We start from the raw sequence: 26,108 nt of genomic DNA on the forward strand, positions 1-26,108 counted from the left end.
GGGTCACCTGGATCACACCGCTCCGTCATTCGTGATGACAGAGCGCGGCCAGCAGATCGCATCTGAACGTGATCGTGTTTCTGAGCGCAAAAGCCCGCTGGGGATAATTCGGGCTTTCCCGTTTCAAATGCCGACGATATCGACGGGCGTCATCGTCAGAGGAGGATTCTTGCTGGGTGCGGTTTCCTTGAGCACTAGACCGAGCACGGCAGCGAGTAGTGACACTATGCCTACGATCATCATCGGCACGATCAAACCGAAGTGGTCAGCCAGGCTGCCAGCCACGATTGGCATCGCGACACCGCCGATGATTTCGCTGACGCCGGTTGGAACACCGACCGCGGCACCGGTCACGTGGTTTGGCACGGACTCCGCCGGAATGATGGCCAGAAAGAGTGGCGCAATACCAAAGCCGAAGACCCCGGCCAAAAACAGGATCGAGAACATCAGTAGCGAGCCCGCGTGGCTCATGGCGAACGTCAGCATCAAGGCGCCATAGATAGCGGCACAAACAACCAGAACCGGCTTTCGACCGAGACGGTCAGACAGCGCAGGGATTAAGATCATCCCTATAAAGCCACCAAATCCCCAACCGGATACGATGAGTCCGGTCTCCGCAAGTGACAACTTCACGACCTGGGTCAGGTATAGGGCTACAAAGGTAGAGAAGACGAACAGGCCCGTTTGGAACAGCGATCCAATGAGGGTGCATACCCAGATATTCTTGAACTTGAGCACCGAAGCCGTGCCTTTATGAGTGCTTTCGTCAACCACTGGTGCGCGTTTGGGCTCCTTCATTACCTTGGCGAGAAGCAGGGTCAGGAAGAGTCCCGGCACACCCAGGATGAAAAACACCCATTGCCATGACATGTAGTTGGTCATCTGGGTGGCGATGATAGGGCCTAGGCCGATACCCAACAGGGGAAAGAACGCCTGGTGTATGCCCAGGTTCATGCCTCTACGCTGTGGCGAAGAAATTTGCGCCAAGGTCGCGACGCTCGCGCTGAAGACACCTCCTTCACCCACTCCCAGTAGTCCACGCACCACGAGCATTCCCGTGAAACTTTTGACTGCACCGGTCATCCACGCCATTACCGAGAAGAAAACGCCCGAGCAAATCAAAACCTTCTTGCGACCGAAGCGGTCACTGGCACCGCCGAGTACCCAGGTGGAAATGGCCCAGGTCAAGGCCAATATGGAAGCAATGGCACCCGCTTGAGTGTTATTCAGGCCCAACTCCGGTATCAAGATTGGGAACAGATACACGATAACCAGTCGATCCAAACCCACTACGCCAAAAAGGATGGCCAGTAACCAGACCATCTTCCATTCATAAGAGGATGACGTGCTCATAAATAATCAATCTCCGTGTGATCGGGGTTAGGTCTGCACATCAATCCGAAACGACTTCAAAGATCTCGTTTGGAGCGGAGGGGGCATCGCTCTTGTGTCCATCGGCTTTGTCCGACACGGGACGGCGGCTCTGCCGATCGATAACAAGTCGTGCGATATCGCTCCTGGAATAGTGGCCTACTGGGTCGGCGGCGACCTTGGCCAGCGTGACGGCCGCTAGATCGATTTGCGCGTAGAGCAGGCCTTCCTCGTCTTTGGGCAAGGGCTCAGCGAGTTCTGAACCATCGGGGCCGTAGATCCTGGCGTAACCGCCGCCTGCCTTGAGTAAGGCTCGGGATTCTTCCGTGGTGCAGAGCAAATCGATCACATCGCTGGACACCATTCCGCAGGGGGCCAGGACAAAGCACTGGCCCTCGACCGCGTAAGTTCTGCTCACGGCATTGTTGACTTCGCCACTGATCGCCTGGGTGACATCGTTGTACAACGAGAAGCCTGGCCAGGCAGCGATATGAACTTCTTCGTGCTCGCTGAACATCGCGAACTTCGCCAGAGGCTGGATATGTTCCCAGCAACACAGCGCTCCCACCTTGCCGAGGGCGGTCGGGTGGACCTGGATGTCGCTGCCGTCGCCTTCACCAAAGACCATTCGCTCGGCCACGGTGGGTTTCAACTTGCGTCGGGTCCCCAGGGTTCTACCCTCGTCATCGATCAGCGCCTGCCCCATGTAGAGGCTGCCGCCGTCTTTCTCGGTGTAGCCGATGGAAACGAAGATCTTGTTGGCCTTGGCGCAGGCTTCGAGCCTTTTGAACTCATCGCTGCCCACCACCAGAGCCTCCTGGTGGTACTTGAGCATGAATTGCATGGCCCAGGCAGGCGTACCCAGCCAAAAGAACCAGGGGTAACCAGGCACGAAGTTCTCTGGAAAGGCGATCAGCCGGGCGCCATTGCGCGCGGCCTCTTCGATGAAGTCAATGCACTTGTCTAGAGTGGCGGCACGATTCATGAAGACCGGCGCGGCCTGAACTACGGCCACCTTGTAAGCGCGATCAATGGGATTCATAGGGTCTCGATCCGAAGGAGTGGGCGATGATCGAGATGGTTAGGCAAAGGGATGCCAGGTGCTGTGCTCAGCGTCTCGCCGATCTTGCTCCTGTTTCCCTTGCGGGCGGGCCCAAGGGTTTCCCGCTGGTGGCGATCTGCATGCGTTACCGAAGGTGGCGATGTAACACCCCTCGTTGGTTAGCGCTCCCCACGACGTTCTGTCCTGAGGCAAAAAGCCACGTTCATGCCCTCATCCGGCGCAGCAAGGTTCACGCAAAGGCCTGATTCACACTCATTTTTGCCCAGGCGTCCGGCATTCTTCGTCTGTATCTCCCGTAATGCGCGATCATGGAGCTTAAGGCACCGATCTTGCTTTTCAGCCGCAGCATTCCTGACGCTTTGGAGTGATGAAAGATGCTCAATACGCTCACCACGACCAGCGTACCCGTGTCGGATCGCCAGTCCTTCTGGCGCCAGGTGATGGCAGACCGCTTCATGGCCTTGGACTTCGAGTCCAGGGAGGCCACCCCATTCGCGGCGAGCCTTAATGTCTTGCGATTAGCGAATCTCGATCTGATGCGGTTGGAAGCGTCGGCGCACGCCGTGGCGAGAAGCAGCAAGCTGGTGCAGAAAGACGCGTCGGACTTCTTCATGCTCAGTTATCAGCGCCAGGGTGAGGGGGTGCTGGAGCAAGACGAAAAGGTAGCGATACAGCGGGCCGGGGATTTCGTGCTCTACGACAGCAGACGACCCTTCGCCATGTCCTACAGCGGCGACTTCTGCAAGCATGTGATCCGCATACCCCGGGCGAAGCTGCTGGCGCATATCTCCCAGCCCGAACGCCTGTGCGCCATCACGGTCAGCAAGGATTCAGAGGCGGGGCTCATGCTCGGTGCGATGCTCGACGCGCTGTTTTCCCGCTCGGCGTCATCCAGTCTCTCCGTCCAGGAGTCCTTGGCCAAGGCGCTCATCGAGGTGACCACTGGCGGGCTGCAGTCCCTAACCGAAACCGCGGGGATGGAGGCCAGCAAGCTGCAGGCGTTTCATCTGCACCGGATCAAAGGCTACATCTTGGATAATCTGCGTGACCCCGCTCTGAACGTAGAACGCATTTCCGCGGATCTCAAGCTCTCGATGAGTTCGATCTACCGGGTCTTCGAATCTGAAAGCATGACGCTATCGCAATGGATCTGGAGTCGGCGCCTGGAGAATTGTAAGCGCGACCTGCTGTGCAAACATCTCGGCCATAAAAACATTGGCGATATAGCGTTCGATTGGGGCTACAGCAGCTGTGCGCATTTCAGTCGCGTATTCAAAAAAGAAACTGGAATGACGCCCAAGGAATTTCGACTCAAGGCGGCGCACGCTTGCTGAAGACGTTCGTCTTGTGCCTATTGCGCGGCTGGCCCGCCAGATCAGGAGGTCAGCGTGCCTGACTTCAAGGTTGACCTGACCTGTACCGAACTCGACCTCTTCGCCCAGGTGGTCTGGCGGTTACGTTACGCCGGTGGGCGCGAGGATGAGGTCAGGCGGCAAATACTGCTGGACGTCACCCAACTCCTCAAATCGGATTACGGCGCGTCCTATGTCTATGACGATCAGAAAGAAGTCTCCACCCGCTGCGTTTCGCTGAATATCGACCAGGTCAAACTTGGCGAGTACCAGGCTCATCATCACGTCGCCGATTGCATCACCCGGAAGATGAGGGCGCTGCGGCAAGCGGCGTGTGTGGACGACGTGATTGATCGCAAGGCGCTGGAAGCCAGTGAGCATTACAACGAATTTCTCAAACCGTGCGGGATGCACTACGGGATCAATGTGTTTTTTTTCCAGGACGGCAGGGACATCGGCGACCTACGAATCTGGCGGAGTGCCGATCAACCTCCTTTTGGCGTCAGGGATGTCCTTTTGCTCAAGGCCCTGACTCCTTATTTCGAAGAGTCGCTGTCTCCGGCCCGGCAGACGCCGTCCCTGTTGACTCGACGTGAACAGGCGGTCGTGGAGCATGTCGCGGCCGGTTGCAGCGACAAGGAAATCGCCCGCTTGATGGGCATAGGTTTCACGACGGTGCGAACGCATCTGAAAAACGCCATGCACAAGACCGGCGCCAACAACAGGACCGATCTTGCGGTACGCGGTCGACCCCACTAGCGGCTCCTCAATTATGAGGATTTTGGCTGAATCCAGCGTGTGAATAAATGAGTTGTCGATGCCGCTCGAGCATCGGGCAGACCTCAGGAGTTCACCGTGATGAACAAGACTCCCTTCCTGGCCTTGGCGATTGCCTTGGCGAACTCGAGTGCCTTCGCGGCGCTACCGGCTACCCCTCTTTACCGCCTCAGTGCTGAGGAAACCGCCAAGATGATCTGCCGCGGCCAGGTCTCCAGCGAAGAGGTAGTCAGGTATTGGCTGGGCCGTGTGGATGCGCACCCCGAACTCAATGCCTTCATCTCCGTGGACCACCCGCGCGCGATCGCCGAAGCGAAGAAAGTGGACGCCCGACTCGCCAGCGGCGGCCAATGTCGTCCCCTGGAAGGCGTGCCGATCGCCATCAAGGACAACATCCAGGTGGTGGGTTTCGCCAACACCGCTGGCACCCCCGCCTTGCGGCAATTCATGCCCAAGGTGAATGCGCCGGTCGTCGACAAGCTTGAAGCGGCCGGTGCGATCATCGTCGGCAAGACCAACATGCACGAGTTGGCGTTCGGGGCTACTGGATATAACGTCGTCTACCACGCAGGGAACGTCGTTGGTGTTCGCAATGCCTTCGACCAGTCGCGCATCGCCGGCGGATCTTCCTCGGGCAGCGCCGCGGCCCTCGGCGCCCGGATGGTGCCGATCGCCATGGGTACCGATACCGGCGGATCGACACGCGAGCCCTGCGCCCTGAATGGCTGCCTTGGATTCCGTCCTACCGTGGGTCGCTACAGCGGTGCAGGCATCACTCCCATTTCGTCCACTCGGGATACCGCCGGGCCGATGGCGAACAGCCTGGGCGACATCGTGCTGATGGATTCCGTGCTCAGCGGCAAAACCCCACTGCCCGCCAAGCTGGCCAGGCAGATTCGCCTCGGATTGCCCGATTACTTCTGGGCCGATCTGGACAGCGACGTCGCCGGAAAAGCCAAGCAAGCCCTAGCCAAGCTCAAGGCCGCAGGGGTACAGCTGATACCCGTGCAGATGCCCGGAATGAAAAACCTCGTGGCAGCGGTGGCGACGCCCGTGGCGGTAGTCGAAGCGAAGAGGGCGCTCACAGCCTATTTGAAAGAGCAGGGTACCGGCGTCTCGTTCGAACAGCTGACGTCTGGGATTGCGAGCCCCGATGTCAAAGCCATCTTCGAGACCATGGTGGTGCCGGTAACCGTACCGGATGCAGCGGGAAGGATGGTGCCGGGACAGCCGCTCTACGAGCAGGCAATCAAGCAAGGCGTTCCCGCGTTGGCAGCGCTATATGAGCAGACCTTCAGGCAACACGAACTCGATGCCTTACTGTTTCCCGCCGTGCCGGAAGTCGCCATCAAGACCGGTCCAGAGGCGGGTACGCCTGACCACTTCCTTCGCATCATCAGGAACTCGGATCCCGGCAGTAACGTGAAGATGCCTGGCCTGAGCATCCCGGTCGGTCTTGGTGAGGAAACGAAACTTCCGGTGGGTATGGAGATAGATGCTCTGCCAGGCCAGGACGATGAACTGCTCGCCATAGGTCGCACCCTCGAGTCCATCTGGGGAGCAGGCCCCATTCCCGCAATCGCTCGTTAATCACCGCCGATCATCATCCACAAACGGTTTGGACAAACTATGAAAAAGAACAAGAGTTCAGGGCGTACGTATGCGCGTCGTTTTTGTGTGAATGCAGTACTGGCGGCTATTGGTATTGCCGCTGGGGGCTTCGCTGGGGCTGATGACAGCGCATTCAAGCCGCATATCGTCGTCACCAACCAAACGCTCAAGAACCTGGACATCGGCCCCCGGCCTTATAGTTTTGCAAATGCCGGGGCCATCTTCGTGGGGGCGGACCTGGATCTGGGCAAATTGCTGGATAACCATGCCGGCACCCTGAAGTTCGATTACACCTTCTTTCCCTGGATGCGCAATGCAGGGGTTCCCGCCCAGGCCCATTGGCAGGGCGCGGTTGGCAGTGGCTTGGCCGGCTCCGTCATGCACAACGATATCGATACGGGCTACCTGTCGCTCTTTGCCTACGAGCAAAAGCTTCTCGATGGACAGTTGCAGGTGACCGCCGGGCGTACCAACGCCAAGCGTTACTTCTATCTCTCCAACTGTGGCGCCATCGTTGCCTGCAACGACCCGCTGGTCGAGTACACAACTGGCATCCTTCCATTTCCCTACGGCAGCTGGGGCGGATATGCGAAGTATCAAGTGAACGACCGCTGGTACGTGCATGGAGGGGCTTTCGAGTCGAATCCCAACGACTATCTCGACAAGACCCATGGGTGGCACTGGAATCCGGATAATGCCAGCGGGGTCACCAGTCTTGCGGGTATCGGCTTTGAGCAGACCGTTGCCCAAAATCCCTATCCTTACCACTATGAACTCAACGGCTTCTTCAATAGCGCTGAGCAGGTGGACATTTCTGATGGCACGAAGCATCGCGGTAGCAGCGGCGTAATTTTCCGTTTCCGGCAGACCGTTGCACGCGATGAAGTCGCGGATGCTCAGTCGCTTGGCCAGGCCTGGCAGGTATTCGGCGCCTGGTCATTCAATGCTGACGACTCTCAACCCTTCCAGCACTTTGTGGAAGCCGGAGTAACCCGGGTGGGGCCGTTTGGTCGGCCACAGGATTCCATCAGTCTGAAGGCAAGTTATCTGCGGCTGTCGGAAAAGCAGTACGACTACCAGAACCAGCAGCGTCTTGCTGCCACAGGGCGGGATCAGCACCTGTCCAGAGGGGAATCACGCGTCGAGCTCAATATGCATTGGCAGGCGACGCGATATCTGGCGTTCGAACCAAGCGTCCAATACATTTTCAATCCGAGTAATTTCTATAATCCCGCTGCCGAGGTGAGTGGGAACGGCACGGTATTGGGTTTGCAGGTGGTCTACGATTTTGGCTCGCAAATCGGCTTGTGACATAGCGGCTATGAAAATAGCCATTTTTAACTGGTAACTATTTTGCGCAGGGCTCCGGGAATCGGGCCCTGCGCAAGATATTCAGTCTGTGTTCAGGTAAAGTCTATCGACGGGGTGGTAGGGTTTGCTCCATTTTATGGTCGTCATGATGAATTGGATATGCGGTTAAAATCTTTCCGGGATGCTGGGGGTGATGGCCGGTCATTGCGTCTATTCTGATCCTGCTAATTGTTGTGTCGCCTGTATTTTTTCAAGTCGTGCCGCTTAGGTTCGGACGTAAACAAGTGACTTTAAGGCTCGTTGAAGCTCTCGTCTTGCTCATTTTCAGTTGATAAAAGGTCTAACGCTGCAGGCGATTGAGCTTGTGCTCTGCCGGTTCTAGCCCTTTGGGCAAGGCTCAGCCGGTCTGAATAAAAATCGCCATTTCAATCCGCTCCCATGACCACCCGAGGCTTCATTTGTGAGTGGGTCGTCATTTCTCCATGCGCGTCCAACATGCTTTTCATCTCAAGAAATATGGACAAATTTCTCAGGAACTTGAGATAAGCAACTCGCTCTGGCCGCCTGCCAAACTTTCACGCGCCGACGCCTAGGCTCCGTCCCTAGGACCTTCCTGTCGGTGATGCGACAACACTCATATAGATAAGTGACGCAAATTGGAGCGAAGTCTGCTCCTGTTTAGCTCGCGAAGCGGAGCAGCGGATTTGAAGAAGCGTATAGCAGCCAGTGGTTTAGCTTTTTGGGGGGCGATCAGTGTTCCGGTAATGGCTGCCGAAGCCTTGGCCACGGACTCGCCTTGGCTGACAGGGGATTGGGCAGGTAAAAGGAATGAGCTGAGTGAACAAGGATTTATTTTTGGACTGTTCTACGTAAATGAGCTTGCAGCGAACGTGAAGGGAGGATACGACCAAAAGACGGCGCTAGTGACGAGCGACCAGACGACGGCTCTCTTCAACTACGATCTGAGCAAGAAAATGGGGGTGGATGGAGAGTTCAGCCTCGTTTTAACCAATCGCAACAACCATCAGTTGCTTTCTAACACTCGGCTGAACGACCCACGAACGGGAACACTCCCAAATCTGTCGCAAGAGGTGTGGGGGTTTGGCTCTGTCACGCGTCTAACCCGTCTCACCTATAAACAAAATTTCTTTGATAAGAAATTGACCGTCAGGGTTGGAAAAATGACTCCGACCGAGGAGTATTTCCCCTCGACCTGTGAATTCCAAAGTCTGGTCAACTGCGGCACGGTCCCTGGTATCAGCAATATTTGGTACGGATGGCCAATCAGTACCTGGGCTATCTCGACCACTTACCACATAGCTCCGGATTGGTACATAAAAGTTGGCGCCTATCAACAAAGTCCGCTGACCACCCGTAATGAGCGGCGGATGTCACTGAGTACCCGTGGCTCCGAGGGGCAGATTTATCCAATCTTGCTTGGCTGGCGTCCTCACTGGGGCGAGCGGAAATTGGCGGGCAATTATTTCATTGGTGCCTATTACAGTAATGTGGATGCCCCTGATGTGGCTGCCGGTGCCGCCGGAGGAATGGAGGCCTCCAATCCAGCTGCCGGCTTTAAAAGCCGTCATGGTAAATACGCCGCCTGGGCCTTTTTTGAGCAACAGCTGACAGGGCCTGGCGGCGACAGTAAGCAAGGGCTGCGCGTCTTCGTTAACGCCGAGATCAATGACAAGGCCACGTCTGTCCTGCACTACGGCTACGGCGCTGGTCTTTATTACAATGGTCTTTTCGCCAGTCGTCCGGATGACATGCTCGGTTTTGCCAGTACGGCAATCAAGATCAATAAGGACTGGACACGTAATAGGGATCTGGCGAACCAGTTGGCAGGCGTCGATAACTATGATGATCCTCGTTATCTGCCATTGGGTGACACGGAAGTTTCGACAGAATTGTTCTATCGCTATCAAGCGACCCCATGGCTCTATCTCCAGCCCAATATCCAGTATTACATCGCTCCGGGTGGTGTGGACAAGGTGCCAGATGCGACCGTGCTCGGCCTCCGATTCAATATCACTTTCTAAAGGACCTCGCCCATGAAAAATAACATCCCTCCTTACATCATCGCGGTATTGGCGTCCGCTATGGCGAGTACCCACGTCCTGGCAGCCTCTCAACCTTGGCTGGATTCGACTCAATCGCCGGATCAGCGGGCAATGCTCTTACAGCAAGATTTGACGCTGGAAGAACAAATCCGCCGAGTACACGGCGAAATGGCCATGCCAATCCTCGGATTCACCGTGCCGGAAGGCGCTATCGGGTCCGCAGGGTTTGTGCCAGCCGATCCAGCGCGGGGTATCCCGGCTCTGCAAATCACGGATGCGAGTCTGGGCGTCGCAAATCCTGCGAATGTGCGGCCCGGGGATGGCGGGACGCCTCTTCCTTCAGGACTTAGCAGTGCTGCTAGCTGGAACCCCGCAGTCGCTTACGATGGGGGCAGAATGATCGGCCAGGAGGCATGGAGCAAAGGATTCAATGTCATGCTTGCTGGCGGGGTAAACCTGGCACGAGATCCCCGCAATGGGAGGAATTTCGAATACTTCGGCGAGGATCCTCTGCTGGCTGGCACCATGGCCGGTGAGAGCATCAGAGGTATTCAAAGCCAACACGTGCTTTCGACGATCAAGCACTTCGCGATGAATGATCAGGAGACTGCACGCATGGGGATGAACGCTGTCATCGACGAACGCCCCCTGACGGAGAGTGATCTGCTCGCGTTCCAATTTGCGATTGAGCGCGGCCAGCCCGGTGCGGTGATGTGTGGCTACAACCGGGTCAATGGTAGTCACGCGTGTGACAACGCTGAGCTGCTTCAGCGGATCTTGAAGAATCGTTGGGGTTATCGCGGTTTTGTGATGTCCGATTGGGGTTCGGTGCACAGTGTCGAGGCTGCGATGCACGGCGTGGATATCGAGATGGGTACGCAACTGGACAAATGGCTGTTTGGAGATGTTTTCTTTGAACAGCCGCTGTTGGCCAAAGCTGAGCGGGAACAAGCCTACCGGACCCGTCTGGAGGATATGAGTCGGCGAGTCTTGCGATCCATGTTTGACGTAGGTCTCTTCGAGCATCCTCCCGTAAAAACGCCCATTGATTATGTGGCGAGCAAGGCGGTTGCGCAGCGGGCTGCAGAGGAAGGAATGGTACTGCTGCGCAATGAGAAACAGATATTGCCTCTCAAGGGGACGGGAACGAACCAAAGGATCTTGGTGGTGGGGGGCAATGCGGATAAAGGGGTTCTTTCCGGGGCGGGCTCATCGCAGGTTGTGGAGCCTGAGGGGCCTGGGTTGGCAATCCACAGCGGAGGCGAGGGGCAGTTCGCTTCCCTGCGCGAGATGGTCTGGCACCGAAGCTCGCCACTCAAGGCGCTGAAGGCGGAGCTACCTGACGCCGTCATCACCTTCAACGATGGGCGCAACCCTGGAGAGGCGGCTGCTCTGGCCAAGAACGCCGATGTGGTCATCGTGTTCGCGACGCAGTGGATGATGGAGAGTTACGACACCTTCGATCTGGAACTGCCCAGCGGTCAGAATGATTTGATCGACGCAGTGGCGTCCGCAAACGTGAAAACCGTCGTTGTCTTGGAAACTGGTGGCCCTGTCAGTATGCCGTGGCTCAAGAAGACCGGAGCGGTGGTGCAGGCCTGGTATCCCGGTGCTGGCGGTGGTGAGGCTATCGCTCGTACGCTGACCGGCAAAGTGAATCCCTCGGGTCGCCTTCCAATGACCTTTCCCGCTGATATCAAACAGCTGCCGCGCCCTGTGATACCTGGCTTCGGTGGCCCGGAAAACGCAAAGATCGACGTCGATTACAACGTCGAAGGCGCCGACGTGGGATACAAGTGGTTCGCGCGCAAGGCTATCAAGCCCTTGTTCCCATTCGGCTTCGGGCTTTCCTACACGAAATTCAAATATGACGGCTTGAACATCGAGAAAACCTCTCCGCTCACCGTTAGTTTCAAGGTGACCAATACGGGCCCTCTGACAGGGCAGGATGTTCCGCAGCTCTACCTGACTCGCATGCCTGGTCGGGCTCAGCAACGTTTGCTGGGGTGGGACAAGATCGAGCTCCGGGCAGGGGAGTCGCGATCCGTTACCCTGCAAGTGGATTCACGGCTGCTCGCTGATTTCGATGTCAGGGCACAACGCTGGTCGGTAGCACCAGGGGGCTATGCTGTAGCCCTCGGCCACAGCGCTACCGATCTCGTTGCTCGGCAACAGGTGGATCTATCCAGACAAGACTTCGCAGATCCAGTCGTAAGCCACTAGGTTCTGTACGAAAAATGCCTGCGCTCGGTGATGCTTCGTTGAAAAAGGCTTCGGAATGCTCATTTACCGCTCGTAAACTCCGCTTCCTCAGCCTTTTTCGCCTCGCCTGACCTTCGCTCGGCGAATTTTCGTACAGAGCCTAAGCTTCTGTTCTCCATGCCATGGTGCTTTTCCTCCCATGGCATGGAGAAGAGACTGTGGAAACACTTCTTTTAAATGTTTGATCAAGATAAAAGTAGCGGCGGCGTGCCGTACCTTTGATACCTTCTACATCCTGCTCGAATTGTTATCGAGTCACAACCGTTTAAGTAGTGCTTCTCTGCGTAGCCTATTCGCTAATTTCAGGCTTTTTCGACGTGAGCCTTCAGGCGATGCAGCACGTATCCCCAGTGGGTATTACAGAGCGGAAGATGCGAATCGCTTTCGTCCCATTCGCCGTGCGTCAGTTCGACAAGCGTGTGTCCATCGTCGAGATCGGCAAGCTGGAAGATCAACGTCCTGCCTGCAGAGTGACTAGGACCCTCCACTTCGGTCTGCACGAGACGGGTATTCAGTTCTAATGCCTCAGTCCGAAAAGCGAAGTGCAAACCGGGCTTGGGCCTTAGGGTCAGCACCTCTCCGGGCGTAATCGCACCTGCGACGTCTCCGAGGTGCCACGCCGCCATTTCATCTAGATCGGTGAGAGCGTGGTAGAGCGTTGCTCGGGGTGCGGCGACTTTGATTGCATGTTGTAGCCTAATCATTGAGTTGTCTCCTGGGTAGGGAAATTGCGCCCACTGAGAGCACATACCTCGCATTCATGGTAGTCAGCCCCAAGACCACTGTTCAATTATTAAATTGTTTGATATCGATAAGCGGAACGTTATGAAAAGGCTGAGCCGTCGGATAATGCCTGCCAGTTAGGCCTCAATTGCAGTCCGCATAGCACTTCTGGCTATCCTGAAGACCATAAAAAACGCCGCGTTTTTACGGAACGCGGCGTTTTTTCTTGAAGGCCAAGCATTGGGGCATAGGTATCCAGGCATGGCGCATTGTTGCGGCCGCTGAACCCTTTGCTCATTCGGCGACCTGTTCAGTCCAGCATCTTTTTCAAGGCTTTCACGAGCAGTTTTTGCTCTTCCTTATCAAGCTTGCTCAAGAATACTTCATCCGTTGCCGCGGCCATATGTTGCGCATCACTCAACGCAGCCTGGCCATCCTTAGTAAGGAAAACGTACCAGCGTCTCCGATCAAGTTCGTCCCGGGTTCTCGCAACCCAGCCTCGATTTTCCAATCGCTTAAGTAACTCAGTGAGGGTGGCCTTAGTTGCGACCGCTGGCTCCAGCAGAGCGGATTGTTCGAGCCCTGGGCTTTCCGAGATCGCTCTAAGCACGGCGTACTGAGGTTTTGTCATCTCAGGCAGTCGATAGTTCCATGTCGCGGTGTGTTCTTGCATGACACGTCGTATCAGGTGGAATGCCTCTGAGCGAACTACGTTTCCCATGAATCATGAAACTCCTTCAAAAGGGGGTTGCGCTGACTAGCGGATGGAGAGTAACGTAAAAAAACAAATTCGTACACGAACTAGTTTGGTGGCTTATGAGGCTGATCGTTGCTATCACCGGCGCAACAGGGGCTCCGCTTGCGGTGTCACTGCTTGAAGCCTTGAATGAAGTCGGCGGGGTGGAGGTGCATCTCATCATGTCCAAGTGGGCTAGGGTCACCATCCAAACCGAGACTGGGCGTAGTGCTACAGACCTCGCCCAGTTGGTTGCTCATGTGCACTCGGCTTCCGATCAAGGAGCCAGTATCTCCTCAGGCTCTTTCCTGACGGACGGCATGGTAATCATTCCTTGCAGCATGAAAACGTTAGCCGGTATTCGAGTGGGGTTTGCGGATGGGCTCATCAGCAGGGCCGCCGATGTGATCTTAAAGGAGCAGCGAAAGCTTGTTCTTGTACCGCGTGAAACGCCGCTCAATTCCATCCATCTTGAAAACATGCTTGCGCTATCGCGGATGGGGGTAAGTATCGTTCCTCCCATGCCCGCTTACTACAATCATCCCCAGACTATTGATGATGTGACCGACCACATTGTCGCGCGGGTGCTTGATCAATTTGGGCTGCGCTCCAAGCGTGCGAGGCGCTGGGAAGGGTTGGCTACTTGAACCATTTTTTCAATTTTTGATAAGCGAGGTATAACCATGGCTTACGATAATCTGCGTGATTTTCTCCAGGCACTGGATTCCAATGGGCAGTTGCTGCGCATCACTGACACTGTCAAAGCGGAACCCGATCTCGCTGCGGCTGCAAACGCTGCGGGTCGGATAGGAGAAAATGCTCCAGCGCTTTTTTTCAATAATATTGAAGGTTTTACTGATGCTCAGGTAGTGCTCAATACCATTGGCTCCTGGGCCAATCATGCGATTGCGCTAGGCATGGAGCCCAATACTTCAACTCGAGATCAGATCGCCGAGTTCATCCGGCGCTGGGAAACCTTTCCAGTAGCTCCTGAGCGTAGAGCCGATCCGGCTTGGGCCCAAAACACCGTAGACGAAGAGGACATCAATCTCTTCGATATACTGCCACTGTTTCGTCTTAATGACGGCGATGGTGGATTCTATCTCGACAAGGCGTGTGTCGTTTCCCGTGATCCGACTGATCCTGACAGTTTTGCAAAGCAAAACGTTGGTATCTACCGCATGGAGGTCAAGGGCAAGCGAAAGCTTGGGCTGCAGCCCGTACCGATGCACGATATTGCCTTGCATCTACATAAGGCGGAAGAGCGTGGTCAAGACCTTCCCATAGCTATTACGCTTGGCAATGATCCGATCATTACGTTGATGGGCGCTACCCCGCTCAAGTATGACCAGTCTGAGTATGAGATGGCGGGCGCATTGCGCGGATCCGGCTATCCAATTTCTACGGCGCCGTTGACGGGCTTCGACGTTCCTTGGGGGTCGGAAGTCATCCTTGAGGGTGTCATTGAGGGCCGCAAACGAGAGATTGAAGGACCATTCGGTGAATTTACCGGACACTATTCCGGTGGGCGGAATATGACAGTGGTAAGGATTGATAAGGTCTCCTACCGCAGTCAGCCAATTTTTGAGTCGCTTTATTTGGGTATGCCCTGGACTGAGATTGACTACCTAATGGGCCCGGCTACATGCGTCCCTCTGTACCAACAGCTGAAGGCTGAATTCCCGGAAGTCCAAGCCGTCAATGCCATGTATACGCATGGTCTTTTGGCCATTATCTCGACGAAGAAACGATACGGTGGCTTCGCTCGTGCTGTAGGGCTCCGAGCAATGACTACACCACACGGCTTGGGTTACGTAAAGATAGTCATCATGGTCGACGAGGATGTGGATCCGTTCAATCTGCCGCAAGTCATGTGGGCGCTGTCCTCAAAGGTAAACCCTTCCGGGGATTTGGTGCAGCTGCCCAATATGTCCGTCTTGGAGTTAGACCCCGGTTCTTCCCCGGCAGGTATTACTGATAAGTTGATTATTGATGCGACCACTCCCGTTGCGCCTGATCTTCGTGGCCACTACAGCCAGCCTGTACGAGACCTGCCGGAGACAAAAGAGTGGATCGAAAAATTGTCCGGCCTGTTGAGCAATCGTTAATATTATGTAATTTGGAGAGCGAAAATGGTATGTCCACGCTGTGAAGACGCGAATGTTGAAGTAATGGCCGAGTCGCCACGTGCTGGTGTGTGGGTTGTCTATCAATGCCAGCGATGTCTTTATACTTGGCGCTCCACGGAACCGCTTCGCAGGACTTCGCGTGAGCATTATCCGGAAGAGTTCCGCATGACCCAGGCTGACATTGATGGCGCGCCAGAGGTGCCGACGATTCCTCCTTTGCTTGCAAGTACGTCCGTCAACTAATGATCTTCAGTGAAATAGCGCTTTTGCTGGCCTGTTATCACTGTTGCTGTAGGCTGCCGTAAGTGCTGAGAAGATAGTTGGAGGGTCTTCTCATTACTTACGGCAGTTCTGTACGAAGCATCACCGATGCGCAGGCATTGTTCGTACAGGAGCTGGGTAGGTTTACTCTCGATGCAGTAGGACTTCTACGATGGCCGAAGAAACGTAGGGGATCTTCTCCATTGTCAGGCCCGCTACACACATTCGGCCATTATCGACGAGGTAAATACCGAACTCTTGTCGCAGCCGACCTATCTGTGCCTTGTTGAGGCCAGTGTAGGAAAACAGGCCTCGATGACGGCGTAGTTGCTCACCCAGTGGCAGGCCAGCGTCACTGAGCAGCGTTGCTAGCAGCTCGCGCATCGAAGAGGTGCGCAGGCGCATTTCTTCTAGCTCAGTACGCCAAAGAGTAGAGAGTTCACTGCCCAGTACGAGGTCTACCAACTGAGCGCCATGGTTTGGCGGACTCGAGTAGTTTCGTCTCACGGTGGCTTTCAACTGCCCGAGTACCTTGGTTGCTACTTGGGGCGAGTGACAGACCACGGACAAGGTTCCTACCCGTTCCCCGTATAGCGAAAAATTTTTGGAGAAGGAATAGCTGACGAGAAAGGTCAGGCCCGCACGCTCCATTTCTCTAATAGCAAAGGCATCCTGATCCAGGCCTTCGCCGAAACCTTGGTATGCACAATCGACGAAGGGGATAAGTTCCCGTTCGACTAGAACCTCGATGACTTTTAGCCATTGGGCGTTGGTCAGGTCCAACCCGGTAGGGTTGTGGCAGCAGGGATGGAGCAGAACAATGCTCCGAGAGGGGAGGGTACTGAGTTCTTTCAGCATGCCCTCGAAAGCAAGCTCGGCAGAAGACGAGCAATAATACGGATATTTTTTGACCGCTAAGCCTGCGCCTTCGAAGATGGCGATATGGTTATCCCAGGTCGGATCGCTTACCCAAACACTGGAGCCCGGAAACCATTGGCGCAAAAAGTCTGCGCCAATCTTGAGGGCACCGGATCCGCCAAGGGTTTGGAGGGTGGCGATGCGTCCCTCTGCTAGCGCAGGGCTTTCACTGCCAAACTGTAGACGTTGCGCGTTCAAGCGATAACCTTCATGACCTTCCATCGGGAGGTACATCGAAGGCGCGAGTGATCGTTTGCGCAGGTGCTGCTCAGCGGCAACTACTGACTGCAGGACCGATAGCTTTCCTTGCGCATCCGTATAGATCCCCACACTCAGGTTTACTTTCTCAGGTCTGCCATCACTTTGATACGCCCCTATCAGGGACAGGATCGGATCGCCTGGATAATCAGCTAGATGTTCGAACATGGCTATTCATAACCTGGTCAATGAGTTTTCAACCCCGCCGCCGTCAGCACCAGTCGCAGCACCCAGGCCACCACGCCCAGGGCCACCAGGCTGCACGCCCAGATACCGGCCATCCAGGCCAGCCGCTGCCAGAGCGGCTTGCTGTCGGCGGGATTCGGTTCGCGCGAGCGGCCGGCCATCAGTGGTAGCCCTCACCCGCGCGTACCTTGCCGCGGAATACGTAGTAGCCCCAGAAGGTGTACATCAGGGTGATCGGGATGATGAACAGAGTGCCGATGAGCAGGAACAGCTGGCTCTGCGGCGGTGACGAGGCCTCCCAGATGGAAACGCCCGGCGGGATGATGTTCGGCCACAGGCTGATGCCCAGGCCGCTATAGCCAAGGAAGATCAGCGCCAGCGTCAGCAGGAAGGGCGCATGGTGCGAGTCTTCGCGCAGGATGGCGCGCAGCAGGGCCAGGGTCACCACGCCCACCAGGATGGGCACCGGCAGGAACCAGAACAAATTGGGCAGGCTGAACCAGCGATGGGAGATGGCTACATGGGTCAGCGGGGTCCAGATGCTCACCACCACGGTGAAGGCCAGCAGCAGGAACAGCAGCGGCTTGGTCAGGCGGCGCATGGTGGCCTGCAGCGGACCCTCGGTCTTCATGATCAGCCAGGTGCTGCCCAGCAGCGCATAGGCGGCGATCACGCCCAGGCCGCAGAACACCGAGAAAGGCGTCAGCCAGTCCAGCGGGCCGCCGACGTACTGGCGATTCTCCACCGGGAAGCCCTCGATGAAGGCGCCCAAGGCCACACCCTGGCAGAAGCTGGCCAGCAGCGAGCCGAAGATGAAGGACTTGTCCCACAGGGCTTCCTTGCCTTCATGGACCTTGAAGCGGAACTCGAAGGCCACGCCGCGGAAGATCAGGCCGATCAGCATGAAGATCAGCGGCAGGTAGAGCGCCGGCAGGATCACCGAGTAGGCCAGCGGGAAGGCGCCGTACAGCCCCGCCCCGCCGAGCACCAGCCAGGTCTCGTTGCCGTCCCAGATGGGCGCCACGGTGTTCATCATGACGTCGCGGTCCTCCTTGCCCTTGACGAAGGGGAAGAGGATGCCGATGCCCAGGTCGAAGCCGTCCATGACCACGTACATCATGAGGCCGAAGATGATGATGATCGCCCAGATCAGCGGGAGGTCGATGCCAGGGATGCCGTTCATGCGCGGTCTCCGGTCAGCTGGTCTTTGGGATTGTCTTCTTCCAGGCCGTCATCGGCGCCGGACAACGGACGCTTGGGGTGCCGATCGGTACCCGGACCACCGGAGGTGGGCAGATCGCCTTCGCCGGTATGCGGCCCCTTGCCGATCAGGCGCAGGGCATAGAGGGTGCCGATGCCGAACACGGCGAAATAGACCACCACGAAGGCCACCAGGGTGATGCTCAGCTGGGTGACGCTGTGATTCGACACCCCGTCCTTGGTCCGTAACAAGCCGTAGACGATCCACGGCTGACGGCCCACCTCGGTGGTGAACCAGCCGGCCAGCAGGGCGATGAGACCGACCGGCCCCATGCACATCACCAGGCGCAGGAAACCGCGGGTCTCGAACAGTTTGCCGCGCCAGCGCAGCCAGGCGCTCCACAGACCGGCGGCGATCATCAGCAGGCCCAGGGCGACCATGATGCGGAACGACCAGAACACCACGTAGGCCGGCGGCCGGTCTTCCTTGGGGAAGTCCTTGAGGGCCGGGATCGGCTCGGTGAAGCTGTGCTTGAGGATCAGGCTACCGAGCACCGGGATCTCGACCTTGTAGAGCGTCTTCTCCTGTTCCATGTCCGGCCAGCCGAACAGGATCAGCGGGGTCGCCTCGCCGGGCGGATTCTCCCAGTGTCCCTCCATCGCGGCGATCTTGGCCGGCTGGTGCTCCAGGGTATTGAGGCCATGGGCATCGCCGACGAAGGCCTGGATCGGCGCCACCAGCAGGGCCATCCACATGGCCATGGAGAACATCTTGCGCACCGCCGGGTTGTCGTTACCGCGCAGCAGGTGCCAGGCCGCCGAGGCCCCGACCAGGAAGGCCACCGACAGGTAGGCGGCGATGGTCATGTGCGCCCAGCGGAAGGGGAAGGACGGATTGAAGATCACCGCCAGCCAGTCCATCGGGACGATGCGGCCATCGACGATCTCGTAGCCGGCGGGCGTGTGCATCCAGCTGTTGGAGGCCAGGATCCAGAAGGTCGACATCAGGGTGCCGATGGCCACCATCACCGTCGAAAAGAAGTGCAGGCCGCGGCCGACGCGATTCCAGCCGAACAGCATGACGCCGAGGAAACCGGCTTCGATGAAGAAGGCGGTGAGCACCTCGTAGGTCAGCAACGGCCCGGTCACGGCGCCGGCATAGTCGGCGAAGCCGCTCCAGTTGGTGCCGAATTCATAGGCCATCACCAGACCGGACACCACGCCCATGCCGAAGAAGATCGCGAAGATCTTCAGCCAGAAGTGATACAGATCCTTGTAGACGTGATTGTCGGTCTTCAGCCAGAGGCCTTCGAGCACGGCGAGAAAACTCGCGGAGCCGATGGACAACGCCGGGAAGATGATGTGGAAGGACACGGTGAAGGCAAACTGAATCCGCGCGAGATCCAGGGCTTCGAGGCCAAACATAGTGAATACCTTCTGTTAATCACTAGATAAGTTTGAACGCTAATTTAAAATTATGCGTATAGTGATGAAGGTTAGCACGCTCCTTGATGGACCACTCATGGCAGATGATCCGTAAAAAACCATATCAGAGGTTTGGGTCTCCTTAGGCACTCGGCATGGTTTTGTTAGGCATGGTTGCTAAAGTTTATTATTTTTCCTGTCTGGGTTTTGAAAAGGTCAAATGAGTGAACTCACCAGGCTGCCTAGCGTTTGCATGGCTTTTTCACGTTCGTTAGTCCAGGGGTAACCATAGTTGAGGCGTATGCAATTCTTGAAGTGACGTGACGCCGAAAAGATAGGCCCCGGTGCCAGGCTTATTCCTTCTGCCAGCGCGCGGTGAAATAGTGCCAAGGAGTCGACTTGCTCAGGCAATTCAAACCAGAGCAGGAATCCTCCCGCGGGTCGGGTAACCCGACTCTGAGCAGGGAAGTAACGGGACGCTGCAGCAAGCATTTCCCCCTGGCGGACTTCCAACGTATGCCGCAATTTACGCAGGTGCCGATCGTAGCCGCCATGCTGCAGGTAATCGGCAATGGCCATTTGCGCGGGTATGGAGGGTGATATGGTCGTCATGAGTCGCAGTTGCTCAACGCGATTCGCATAGCGTCCCGCGGCAGCCCAGCCGATCCGATAACCAGGCGCTAACGTCTTCGAGAATGAACAGCAGTGCATGACCAGCCCTTTGCTGTCGAAGTGCTTGACCGGACGAGGTGGTTGTGTGCCGAAATACAACTCCGCATAGACATCGTCTTCGATCAGAGGTATTTCATGGTGGGCAAGCAACTCGTAGAGTTCTTGTTTGTCGTGCTCATCCATGGAAGCGCCTACGGGGTTCTGTAAGTGGGTCATGAACCAACAGGCTTTAATCGGCAAAGTTTGCAGACTTTCGGCTAAAACAATGAGGTCAATGCCTTTGCGCGGATGCACGGGTATTTCCACTGCTTTGAGTTTGAGTCGTTCCAAGGCCTGTAGCGTGCCATAGAAAGCCGGAGCCTCAACCGCCACCATGTCGCCAGGGGCCGTGACGGCTTGCAAGCACAGATTCAAGGCTTCCATCGCGCCGCCGGTCACGACAACTTCGCCAGGCTGGACGGTGATGCCGTTGAAGACATAGCGTTGAGAAATCTGTCGAAGCAGATCTGGGTGGCCGCCCGTCATGTCGCAGATGAGGGACTTGCCTGATATGCCACGTAGGGCGTGGGACATCGAGCGGCTCAGCCTTGCCAGGGGGAAAAGATCCGGGTCAGGAAAGGCTGAGCCAAAAGGTATGGTGTTGGGGTCGCGTAGTGAGTTCAGGACGGAGAACGCCAATTGGCTGACATTGACCTCTGTCGTGCGCGCCTTGAACACGCCGACATCAGGTTCGGCCAGTAACTGGTTCGCCTGCTGTCGCACATAGTAGCCGGAGCGTTCGCGGGCCTGTATCAGGCCTCGGTCTTCCAGCAGGTAGTAGGCCTGGAAGACGGTGGAAGGGCTGACGCCGAAACTACGACTTGCATGGCGTACCGACGGCACCTTTTCCCCAGGGGAAAGGATGCCGTTGCGAATGGACTGCGCAATCTCTTCAGCCAGTTGTTCGTACCGCTTCATCTTCAGGCGTACCTCTTCTGCGTTCGGCTGCTGGCTGGCCATGGCCTGGATGGCTCTCTGGTACGGCTCATGCCTCATCTGATCTGGTTTTTTAGCATAAATCTGAGGCTGTACTAGGCTTTTGTAAAATTTTAACGTCGCGCTCTATAGCCGGCTGCCCGGCCCAGCAGATGGGGTTCCTCGATGTATCAGTACGACGACTATGATCGCGCGCTAGTCCTTGAGCGCGTTGACCAATTCCGAGACCAAATACAGCGAAGAGTGACGGGTGAGCTGTCGGAGGAAGAGTTCTTGCCATTGCGCTTGCAGAATGGTCTTTATCTCCAGAAGCATGCGTACATGTTGCGAGTAGCTATTCCATACGGCACGTTGAGCGCGGCGCAGATGCGCGTGCTGGCGCAAATTGCCAAGGAATACGATCGTGGTTATGGGCACTTCACAACGCGCCAGAATATCCAGTTCAACTGGATAGATTTGGCGCAGGTCCCGGATATTCTGGAGCGATTGGCAGCCGTAGATATGCATGCCATTCAAACGTCGGGGAATTGCGTTCGCAATGTGACTACCGAAGCGTTCGCGGGTGTTGCTGCTGACGAATTGCTGGACCCGCGGCCCTTTGCCGAGATATTGAGGCAGTGGTCCACGATCAATCCGGAATTTCTCTTCCTGCCACGAAAATTCAAGATAGCTATTTGCTCTGCTGAAGAAGATCGTGCGGCCATCATGGTTCACGATATTGGTCTGTATTTATATAAAGGCGCCGAGGGACGCCCTGTGCTTCGCGTTATCGTGGGCGGCGGGCTGGGCAGAACTCCGATCCTTGGCCAGTGCATTCGTGACAGTCTGCCGTGGGAACATCTGCTGTCGTATGTGGAAGCGATATTGCGGGTATACAACCGTTATGGTCGTCGCGATAATAAATACAAGGCGCGTATCAAAATATTAGTGAAGTCACTCGGGATCGATGCCTTTGCCGCGGAGGTGGAGCGCGAGTGGGAGCAAATCAAGGACAGCCCGGCCAAGCTCACCGTGGCGGAGTACGAGCGGGTAGCTCGTACCTTCACTCCGCCTCTCTATGACGTCTTGGCTGACAGCGACTTAGACTTCGGTACCTGTCTGAGCCAGGACGCTGGTTTCGCTCGCTGGGTCAAACACAATGTAAGGGCGCACAAGGTCGCTGGATATCGCGCCGTACTGCTGTCGACCAAGCCGGGGATACAGGCGCCGCCCGGTGATGTCACTGCCGAGCAGATGGAAGCGGTCGCTGACTGGTCCGAGCGCTTTGGCTTCGGCGAGATACGCATTTCGCACGAGCAAAACATCGTTTTGCCCGATGTCCGCCTTCGAGATCTCCATGCGTTATGGCGTCTCGCCAGCGTCGCAGGTCTCGGTGTATCGAATGGTGGTCTGCTGACCGATATCATCGCCTGTCCCGGAGGGGATTTCTGCTCTTTGGCAAACGCCAAATCCATCCCTATCGCTCACAGTATCCAAGCCAAATTCGATGACTTGGATTATCTACATGATCTCGGTGATATCAGCCTCAATATTTCAGGGTGCATGAACGCTTGCGGCCACCACCATATTGGCAATATCGGAATATTGGGTGTCGATAAGAACGGAAGTGAGTGGTATCAGATCACTATTGGCGGCTCACAGGGTAAGGACAGTCGGTTGGGTAAGGTCATAGGGCCGTCATTTTCGGCAGATGAGGTGGCAGCGGTGGTTGAGCAATTGATCGACACCTTTGTACGAAATCGCATATTCGGCGAGTCGTTTCTGGAAACCGTCGAGCGTATTGGCCTGGAGCCGTTCAAGAAAGCCGTCTATGAAAATGCCGAGGCTGATGTGTGAAAAATGTTATCAGGTTGGTTGATGGCGTTCCTGAGTTAGTGCAGGACGACCCCTGGGTCGTCATCAAGGATGACCAGGAGCTATCAGCGGATGAGCGCGCTATAGTGCCCGCCAATAGCTGGGTGGCTAGGCAGCCCGCGGCAGTCTTGGCGGGTGATGAGATAAGTTCGGACGGCGTGCTTTTTAGTGCGGAAGATGAATTTGCTGATTGGCAGGATCGACTAAATGTTGTTCCGTTGATTGCCATCGAATTTTCTTCTTTTCGCGATGGGCGAGGTTATAGTCAGGCTTACCTGCTGAGAAGTCGTTACCATTTCGAGGGTGAGCTGCGCGCCATCGGTGATGTTCTGCGTGATCAACTAAGTTATATGCGCCAGTGCGGCTTCAACAGCTTTGCAGTGCGCCAGGATAAATCCGCCGTAGATGCCTTGAAAGGGCTCGCGGGCGTCAGTGTGCTGTACGGTCGTTCCGTTGTCGAGCCGAGGCCTCTGTATCGGCGTCGCTGAAAGTAGGGGTACCTGTTTCTGTTGGAAAATCCCTGACGACTCGTTCGACGCTGCTCATTTCCTAACAACGAGGAGTAGTCCATGACTCACCTTGCCAATCGATTCCCGGTCTTCGATCAACAGTTCATTGCCGGACAATGGCGTGATGGTCGCGATGGCAGTGTGCTGCAAGTGACCAATCCGTTCGACGGTAGCCCGTTGGCGCAAATCGTCCAGGCTGATCGCGACGACCTCGACGAGGCCTATCGCAAGGCCGCCGAAGCCCAGGTGAAGTGGGCCGCTACCGGGCCTGCCGAACGGGCCGCGGTGATGCATCGGGTGGTGCAGCTGTTCGATGAGCACCGCGAAGCCATCATCGACTGGATCATCCGTGAATCCGGCAGTACCCGGATCAAGGCGCAGATCGAGTGGGGCGCGGCCCGCGGCATCACCCTGGAGTCGGCCTCCTTCCCGGCACGCGTCCATGGTCGGCTATTGCCATCCAACGTGCCCGGCAAGGAAAACCGCGTCTATCGCGAGGCCCTGGGCGTAGTGGGTGTGATCAGTCCCTGGAACTTCCCGTTGCACCTGTCGCAACGCTCCGTGGCGCCCGCCTTGGCGCTGGGTAATGCGGTGGTGATCAAGCCCGCGAGCGACACCCCGGTCACGGGGGGATTGCTACTGGCTAGTCTCTACGAGGCGGCGGGCCTACCTGCGGGACTGCTCAGCGTGGTGGTCGGCGCAGGATCCAAGATCGGCGATGCCTTCGTCGAGCATGAAGTGCCGAAGTTCATCTCCTTCACCGGCTCGACGCCAATCGGTCTGAACATCGGCCGGCTGGCGTCGGGTGGCAAGCATCTCAAGCATGTGGCGCTCGAGTTGGGTGGCAACAGTCCCTTCGTGGTCTTGGCCGATGCCGATCTGGAGCAGGCTGTCAGCGCCGCGGTGATGGGCAAGTTCCTGCACCAGGGACAGATCTGCATGGCGATCAACCGGATCATCGTCGAGGACGGGATCTACGATGCCTTCGTCCAGCGCTACGCTGAAAAGGTCAGGGCGCTGAAGGTCGGCAACCCGCACGACGCTGATACGGTGATCGGTCCGATCATCAATGCCAATCAGCTGCAGGGCTTGCTGCAAAAGGTCTCACGCGCCAAGGAAGAGGGTGCTCGCGCGGTGGTCGAAGGCGAGGTGCAGGGTCAGTTGCTGCCGCCCCATGTGTTCGCTGAGGTCACCCAGGACATGGAGATAGCCCGCGAAGAGATCTTTGGACCCCTGGTTGGTATTCAGCGTGCCCGCGACGAAGCCCACGCCCTGGAGTTGGCCAATGACAGCGAATTCGGTCTGTCCAGCGCGGTGTTCAGTGGCGATATCGAGCGGGCCGTGCGCTTCGCGCGGCAGGTCAAGGCCGGCATGACCCATGTCAACGACATCCCGGTGAATGACGAAGCCCATGCGCCCTTCGGTGGCGAAAAGAACTCCGGACTTGGTCGCTTCAATGGTGACTGGGCCATCGAAGAGTTCACCAAGGACCATTGGATCAGCGTACAAGCCAGTCCGCGCCGCTATCCCTTCTGATAGGTTCTGGGAGCAACACCATGCTCAACGGTAAAGTGCTGGTCATCACCGGGGTCTCCTCCGGCATCGGTGAAGAAACCGCGCGTCTTGCCCAGGCGCAGGGCGCCTCTGTCATCGGCGTGGACATCAACCGACCCAAGATCGACATCGACCGCTTCATCCAGGCCGACTTGGCGTCCCAGGCCTCGATTGACCGCCTGCTGGGGCAACTCCCCCACGGCATCGATGGCTTGGCCAATATCGCTGGGTTACCGCCAACCCACGAGGCGGAGCAAGTGCTCAAGGTCAATCTGGTTGGCCTCAAGTACCTGACGATGGGGTTACTGCCGCTATTGGCCGACAACGCCTCAATCGTCAATCTCGCCTCGCTAGCCGGTATCGGCTGGCCGCAGTCAATCGCTGCGATCAAGGCTAGCGAGCAACTGAGCTTTGCCGGTACTGGCGCGTTTTGCGCTCAGCATGAAATCGTTGGCGCGCGCAGCTATTTCTTTGCCAAGGAGGCACTGATCGCCTGGACGTTGCAGAACCGTTGGACCTGGCGCGAGCGAGGCATTCGGATGAACGCCGTCAGTCCCGGGCCGGTGGATACGCCGATTCTCAAGGATTTCATTGAGACCTTGGGCGCCCGCGCTGAAGAAGATATGAAGACCATGGATCGACCGGGGCATGCCAACGACATCGCCCCGGTCGTCGCCTTCCTGCTGAGCGACGGGTCGCGTTGGATGCGGGGTACCAATGTGGCGGTCGATGGCGGTATGCACTCGCACATTCTGGCCAGTGGCAACGGCCTTTGAGCAAGCAGCGTACACCAGCAAGCCATGGCGTTTCATCGATCAGCCCAGCGCTCAGCTCGAGGCCGTGACGGCCAGTCGCCTCTGCCTTCGCAAATGGCGCGCCGCTGCGGCGAACGCTCACT

General features: G+C 56.8%; 22 protein-coding genes. 13 read left to right on the forward strand and 9 right to left on the reverse strand.

Annotated features, from left to right (window positions below; genetic code table 11):
• Positions 1-123: 123 nt before the first annotated feature.
• Both CCZ28_RS00145 and CCZ28_RS00150 read right to left on the reverse strand, forming a co-directional pair.
• Positions 124-1,353: an MFS transporter gene (locus CCZ28_RS00145; protein ID WP_240795205.1), complete on the reverse strand. Its 1,230-nt coding sequence runs from the start codon at positions 1,351-1,353 to the stop codon at positions 124-126.
• Between the two features lie 40 nt (positions 1,354-1,393).
• Complete coding sequence (locus CCZ28_RS00150; protein WP_240795206.1) at positions 1,394-2,413, reverse strand: carbon-nitrogen hydrolase family protein; 1,020 nt, start codon at positions 2,411-2,413, stop codon at positions 1,394-1,396.
• A 395-nt stretch (positions 2,414-2,808) separates the two neighbouring features.
• On the opposite strand from CCZ28_RS00150, the gene CCZ28_RS00155 reads away from it, so the two are divergent.
• From CCZ28_RS00155 to CCZ28_RS00180, 6 genes are all read left to right on the forward strand, one after another.
• On the forward strand, positions 2,809-3,768 hold the full coding sequence (locus tag CCZ28_RS00155) for a helix-turn-helix domain-containing protein (RefSeq protein ID WP_140214973.1): 960 nt from the start codon (positions 2,809-2,811) through the stop codon (positions 3,766-3,768).
• Between the two features lie 54 nt (positions 3,769-3,822).
• On the forward strand, positions 3,823-4,545 hold the full coding sequence (locus tag CCZ28_RS00160; protein ID WP_140214974.1) for a helix-turn-helix transcriptional regulator: 723 nt from the start codon (positions 3,823-3,825) through the stop codon (positions 4,543-4,545).
• 99 nt (positions 4,546-4,644) lie between these two features.
• Positions 4,645-6,153 carry an indoleacetamide hydrolase gene (gene iaaH, locus CCZ28_RS00165; protein WP_140214975.1) on the forward strand — a complete coding sequence of 503 codons (1,509 nt, stop codon included), beginning with the start codon at positions 4,645-4,647 and terminating at the stop codon, positions 6,151-6,153.
• Positions 6,154-6,192: 39 nt separating this feature from the next.
• Entirely contained in the window at positions 6,193-7,485 is a 1,293-nt protein-coding gene (locus CCZ28_RS00170; RefSeq protein ID WP_140214976.1) for a carbohydrate porin, read from the forward strand.
• A 704-nt stretch (positions 7,486-8,189) separates the two neighbouring features.
• Positions 8,190-9,527: a carbohydrate porin gene (locus CCZ28_RS00175; RefSeq protein WP_140214977.1), complete on the forward strand. Its 1,338-nt coding sequence runs from the start codon at positions 8,190-8,192 to the stop codon at positions 9,525-9,527.
• Positions 9,528-9,539: 12 nt separating this feature from the next.
• Positions 9,540-11,771: a beta-glucosidase family protein gene (locus CCZ28_RS00180; protein ID WP_140214978.1), complete on the forward strand. Its 2,232-nt coding sequence runs from the start codon at positions 9,540-9,542 to the stop codon at positions 11,769-11,771.
• Positions 11,772-12,112: 341 nt separating this feature from the next.
• On the opposite strand, the gene CCZ28_RS00185 is transcribed toward CCZ28_RS00180, so the two are convergent.
• Both CCZ28_RS00185 and CCZ28_RS00190 read right to left on the reverse strand, forming a co-directional pair.
• A complete protein-coding gene (locus CCZ28_RS00185) occupies positions 12,113-12,514 on the reverse strand; it encodes an SRPBCC family protein (RefSeq protein WP_167509185.1) in 402 nt (133 codons plus the stop codon).
• A gap of 329 nt (positions 12,515-12,843) precedes the next feature.
• Entirely contained in the window at positions 12,844-13,206 is a 363-nt protein-coding gene (locus CCZ28_RS00190) for a MarR family winged helix-turn-helix transcriptional regulator (RefSeq protein ID WP_205894622.1), read from the reverse strand.
• Positions 13,207-13,349: 143 nt separating this feature from the next.
• Between CCZ28_RS00190 and CCZ28_RS00195 the strand changes: the two genes are divergently transcribed.
• The 3 genes from CCZ28_RS00195 to CCZ28_RS00205 are packed head-to-tail and all read left to right on the forward strand — an operon-like array spanning position 13,350 to position 15,641.
• A complete protein-coding gene (locus CCZ28_RS00195) occupies positions 13,350-13,916 on the forward strand; it encodes a non-oxidative hydroxyarylic acid decarboxylases subunit B (RefSeq protein ID WP_140214981.1) in 567 nt (188 codons plus the stop codon).
• Between the two features lie 36 nt (positions 13,917-13,952).
• Positions 13,953-15,377, forward strand: a complete 1,425-nt coding sequence (locus CCZ28_RS00200) for a non-oxidative hydroxyarylic acid decarboxylases subunit C (protein WP_140214982.1) — start codon at positions 13,953-13,955, stop codon at positions 15,375-15,377.
• 24 nt (positions 15,378-15,401) lie between these two features.
• A complete protein-coding gene (locus CCZ28_RS00205) occupies positions 15,402-15,641 on the forward strand; it encodes a non-oxidative hydroxyarylic acid decarboxylases subunit D (RefSeq protein WP_140214983.1) in 240 nt (79 codons plus the stop codon).
• A 162-nt stretch (positions 15,642-15,803) separates the two neighbouring features.
• Here the strand turns inward: CCZ28_RS00205 and CCZ28_RS00210 are convergent, their stop codons facing one another.
• From CCZ28_RS00210 to CCZ28_RS00230, 5 genes are all read right to left on the reverse strand, one after another.
• The gene (locus CCZ28_RS00210) at positions 15,804-17,003 is read right to left on the reverse strand and encodes an aromatic amino acid transaminase (protein WP_140214984.1); all 1,200 of its coding nucleotides are present in this window, start codon (positions 17,001-17,003) and stop codon (positions 15,804-15,806) included.
• A gap of 17 nt (positions 17,004-17,020) precedes the next feature.
• A complete protein-coding gene (locus CCZ28_RS00215) occupies positions 17,021-17,182 on the reverse strand; it encodes a DUF2474 domain-containing protein (protein WP_140214985.1) in 162 nt (53 codons plus the stop codon).
• On the reverse strand, positions 17,182-18,204 hold the full coding sequence (gene cydB, locus CCZ28_RS00220) for a cytochrome d ubiquinol oxidase subunit II (protein ID WP_140214986.1): 1,023 nt from the start codon (positions 18,202-18,204) through the stop codon (positions 17,182-17,184). The genes CCZ28_RS00215 and cydB overlap by 1 nt, the downstream gene beginning before the upstream one ends.
• Complete coding sequence (locus CCZ28_RS00225) at positions 18,201-19,646, reverse strand: cytochrome ubiquinol oxidase subunit I (RefSeq protein WP_140214987.1); 1,446 nt, start codon at positions 19,644-19,646, stop codon at positions 18,201-18,203. The genes cydB and CCZ28_RS00225 overlap by 4 nt, the downstream gene beginning before the upstream one ends.
• A gap of 216 nt (positions 19,647-19,862) precedes the next feature.
• Complete coding sequence (locus tag CCZ28_RS00230; RefSeq protein ID WP_140221249.1) at positions 19,863-21,275, reverse strand: PLP-dependent aminotransferase family protein; 1,413 nt, start codon at positions 21,273-21,275, stop codon at positions 19,863-19,865.
• Between the two features lie 183 nt (positions 21,276-21,458).
• Here CCZ28_RS00230 and CCZ28_RS00235 point away from each other — a divergent pair, with 183 nt between their 5' ends.
• The 4 genes from CCZ28_RS00235 (at position 21,459) to CCZ28_RS00250 (ending at position 25,986) form a co-directional block, all read left to right on the forward strand.
• Positions 21,459-23,129 carry a nitrite/sulfite reductase gene (locus CCZ28_RS00235; protein WP_140214988.1) on the forward strand — a complete coding sequence of 557 codons (1,671 nt, stop codon included), beginning with the start codon at positions 21,459-21,461 and terminating at the stop codon, positions 23,127-23,129.
• Positions 23,126-23,635, forward strand: coding sequence for a DUF934 domain-containing protein (locus CCZ28_RS00240; RefSeq protein ID WP_140214989.1), 510 nt, complete (start codon positions 23,126-23,128; stop codon positions 23,633-23,635). The genes CCZ28_RS00235 and CCZ28_RS00240 overlap by 4 nt, the downstream gene beginning before the upstream one ends.
• An 81-nt stretch (positions 23,636-23,716) precedes the next feature.
• Positions 23,717-25,192 carry an aldehyde dehydrogenase family protein gene (locus tag CCZ28_RS00245; protein ID WP_140214990.1) on the forward strand — a complete coding sequence of 492 codons (1,476 nt, stop codon included), beginning with the start codon at positions 23,717-23,719 and terminating at the stop codon, positions 25,190-25,192.
• A gap of 20 nt (positions 25,193-25,212) precedes the next feature.
• A complete protein-coding gene (locus CCZ28_RS00250; protein ID WP_140214991.1) occupies positions 25,213-25,986 on the forward strand; it encodes a coniferyl-alcohol dehydrogenase in 774 nt (257 codons plus the stop codon).
• Positions 25,987-26,108: the final 122 nt, after the last annotated feature.

The organism is Pseudomonas oryzihabitans (assembly GCF_006384975.1).
Lineage (GTDB): Bacteria > Pseudomonadota > Gammaproteobacteria > Pseudomonadales > Pseudomonadaceae > Chryseomonas > Chryseomonas psychrotolerans_B.

Excerpts from the sequence above, each read along its gene's own strand:
- CCZ28_RS00205 (WP_140214983.1), top strand. The coding sequence starts at position 15,402 with ATGGTATGTCCACGCTGTGAAGACGCGAATGTTGAAGTAATGGCCGAG.
- CCZ28_RS00170 (WP_140214976.1), top strand. The coding sequence starts at position 6,193 with ATGAAAAAGAACAAGAGTTCAGGGCGTACGTATGCGCGTCGTTTTTGT.
- CCZ28_RS00190 (WP_205894622.1), bottom strand. The coding sequence starts at position 13,206 with ATGCAAGAACACACCGCGACATGGAACTATCGACTGCCTGAGATGACA.
- CCZ28_RS00250 (WP_140214991.1), top strand. The coding sequence starts at position 25,213 with ATGCTCAACGGTAAAGTGCTGGTCATCACCGGGGTCTCCTCCGGCATC.
- CCZ28_RS00230 (WP_140221249.1), bottom strand. The coding sequence starts at position 21,275 with ATGAAGCGGTACGAACAACTGGCTGAAGAGATTGCGCAGTCCATTCGC.
- CCZ28_RS00145 (WP_240795205.1), bottom strand. The coding sequence starts at position 1,353 with ATGAGCACGTCATCCTCTTATGAATGGAAGATGGTCTGGTTACTGGCC.
- CCZ28_RS00185 (WP_167509185.1), bottom strand. The coding sequence starts at position 12,514 with ATGATTAGGCTACAACATGCAATCAAAGTCGCCGCACCCCGAGCAACG.
- CCZ28_RS00150 (WP_240795206.1), bottom strand. The coding sequence starts at position 2,413 with ATGAATCCCATTGATCGCGCTTACAAGGTGGCCGTAGTTCAGGCCGCG.
- CCZ28_RS00195 (WP_140214981.1), top strand. The coding sequence starts at position 13,350 with ATGAGGCTGATCGTTGCTATCACCGGCGCAACAGGGGCTCCGCTTGCG.
- CCZ28_RS00225 (WP_140214987.1), bottom strand. The coding sequence starts at position 19,646 with ATGTTTGGCCTCGAAGCCCTGGATCTCGCGCGGATTCAGTTTGCCTTC.
- CCZ28_RS00235 (WP_140214988.1), top strand. The coding sequence starts at position 21,459 with ATGTATCAGTACGACGACTATGATCGCGCGCTAGTCCTTGAGCGCGTT.
- iaaH (WP_140214975.1), top strand. The coding sequence starts at position 4,645 with ATGAACAAGACTCCCTTCCTGGCCTTGGCGATTGCCTTGGCGAACTCG.
- CCZ28_RS00215 (WP_140214985.1), bottom strand. The coding sequence starts at position 17,182 with ATGGCCGGCCGCTCGCGCGAACCGAATCCCGCCGACAGCAAGCCGCTC.
- CCZ28_RS00155 (WP_140214973.1), top strand. The coding sequence starts at position 2,809 with ATGCTCAATACGCTCACCACGACCAGCGTACCCGTGTCGGATCGCCAG.
- cydB (WP_140214986.1), bottom strand. The coding sequence starts at position 18,204 with ATGAACGGCATCCCTGGCATCGACCTCCCGCTGATCTGGGCGATCATC.
- CCZ28_RS00210 (WP_140214984.1), bottom strand. The coding sequence starts at position 17,003 with ATGTTCGAACATCTAGCTGATTATCCAGGCGATCCGATCCTGTCCCTG.
- CCZ28_RS00180 (WP_140214978.1), top strand. The coding sequence starts at position 9,540 with ATGAAAAATAACATCCCTCCTTACATCATCGCGGTATTGGCGTCCGCT.
- CCZ28_RS00200 (WP_140214982.1), top strand. The coding sequence starts at position 13,953 with ATGGCTTACGATAATCTGCGTGATTTTCTCCAGGCACTGGATTCCAAT.
- CCZ28_RS00245 (WP_140214990.1), top strand. The coding sequence starts at position 23,717 with ATGACTCACCTTGCCAATCGATTCCCGGTCTTCGATCAACAGTTCATT.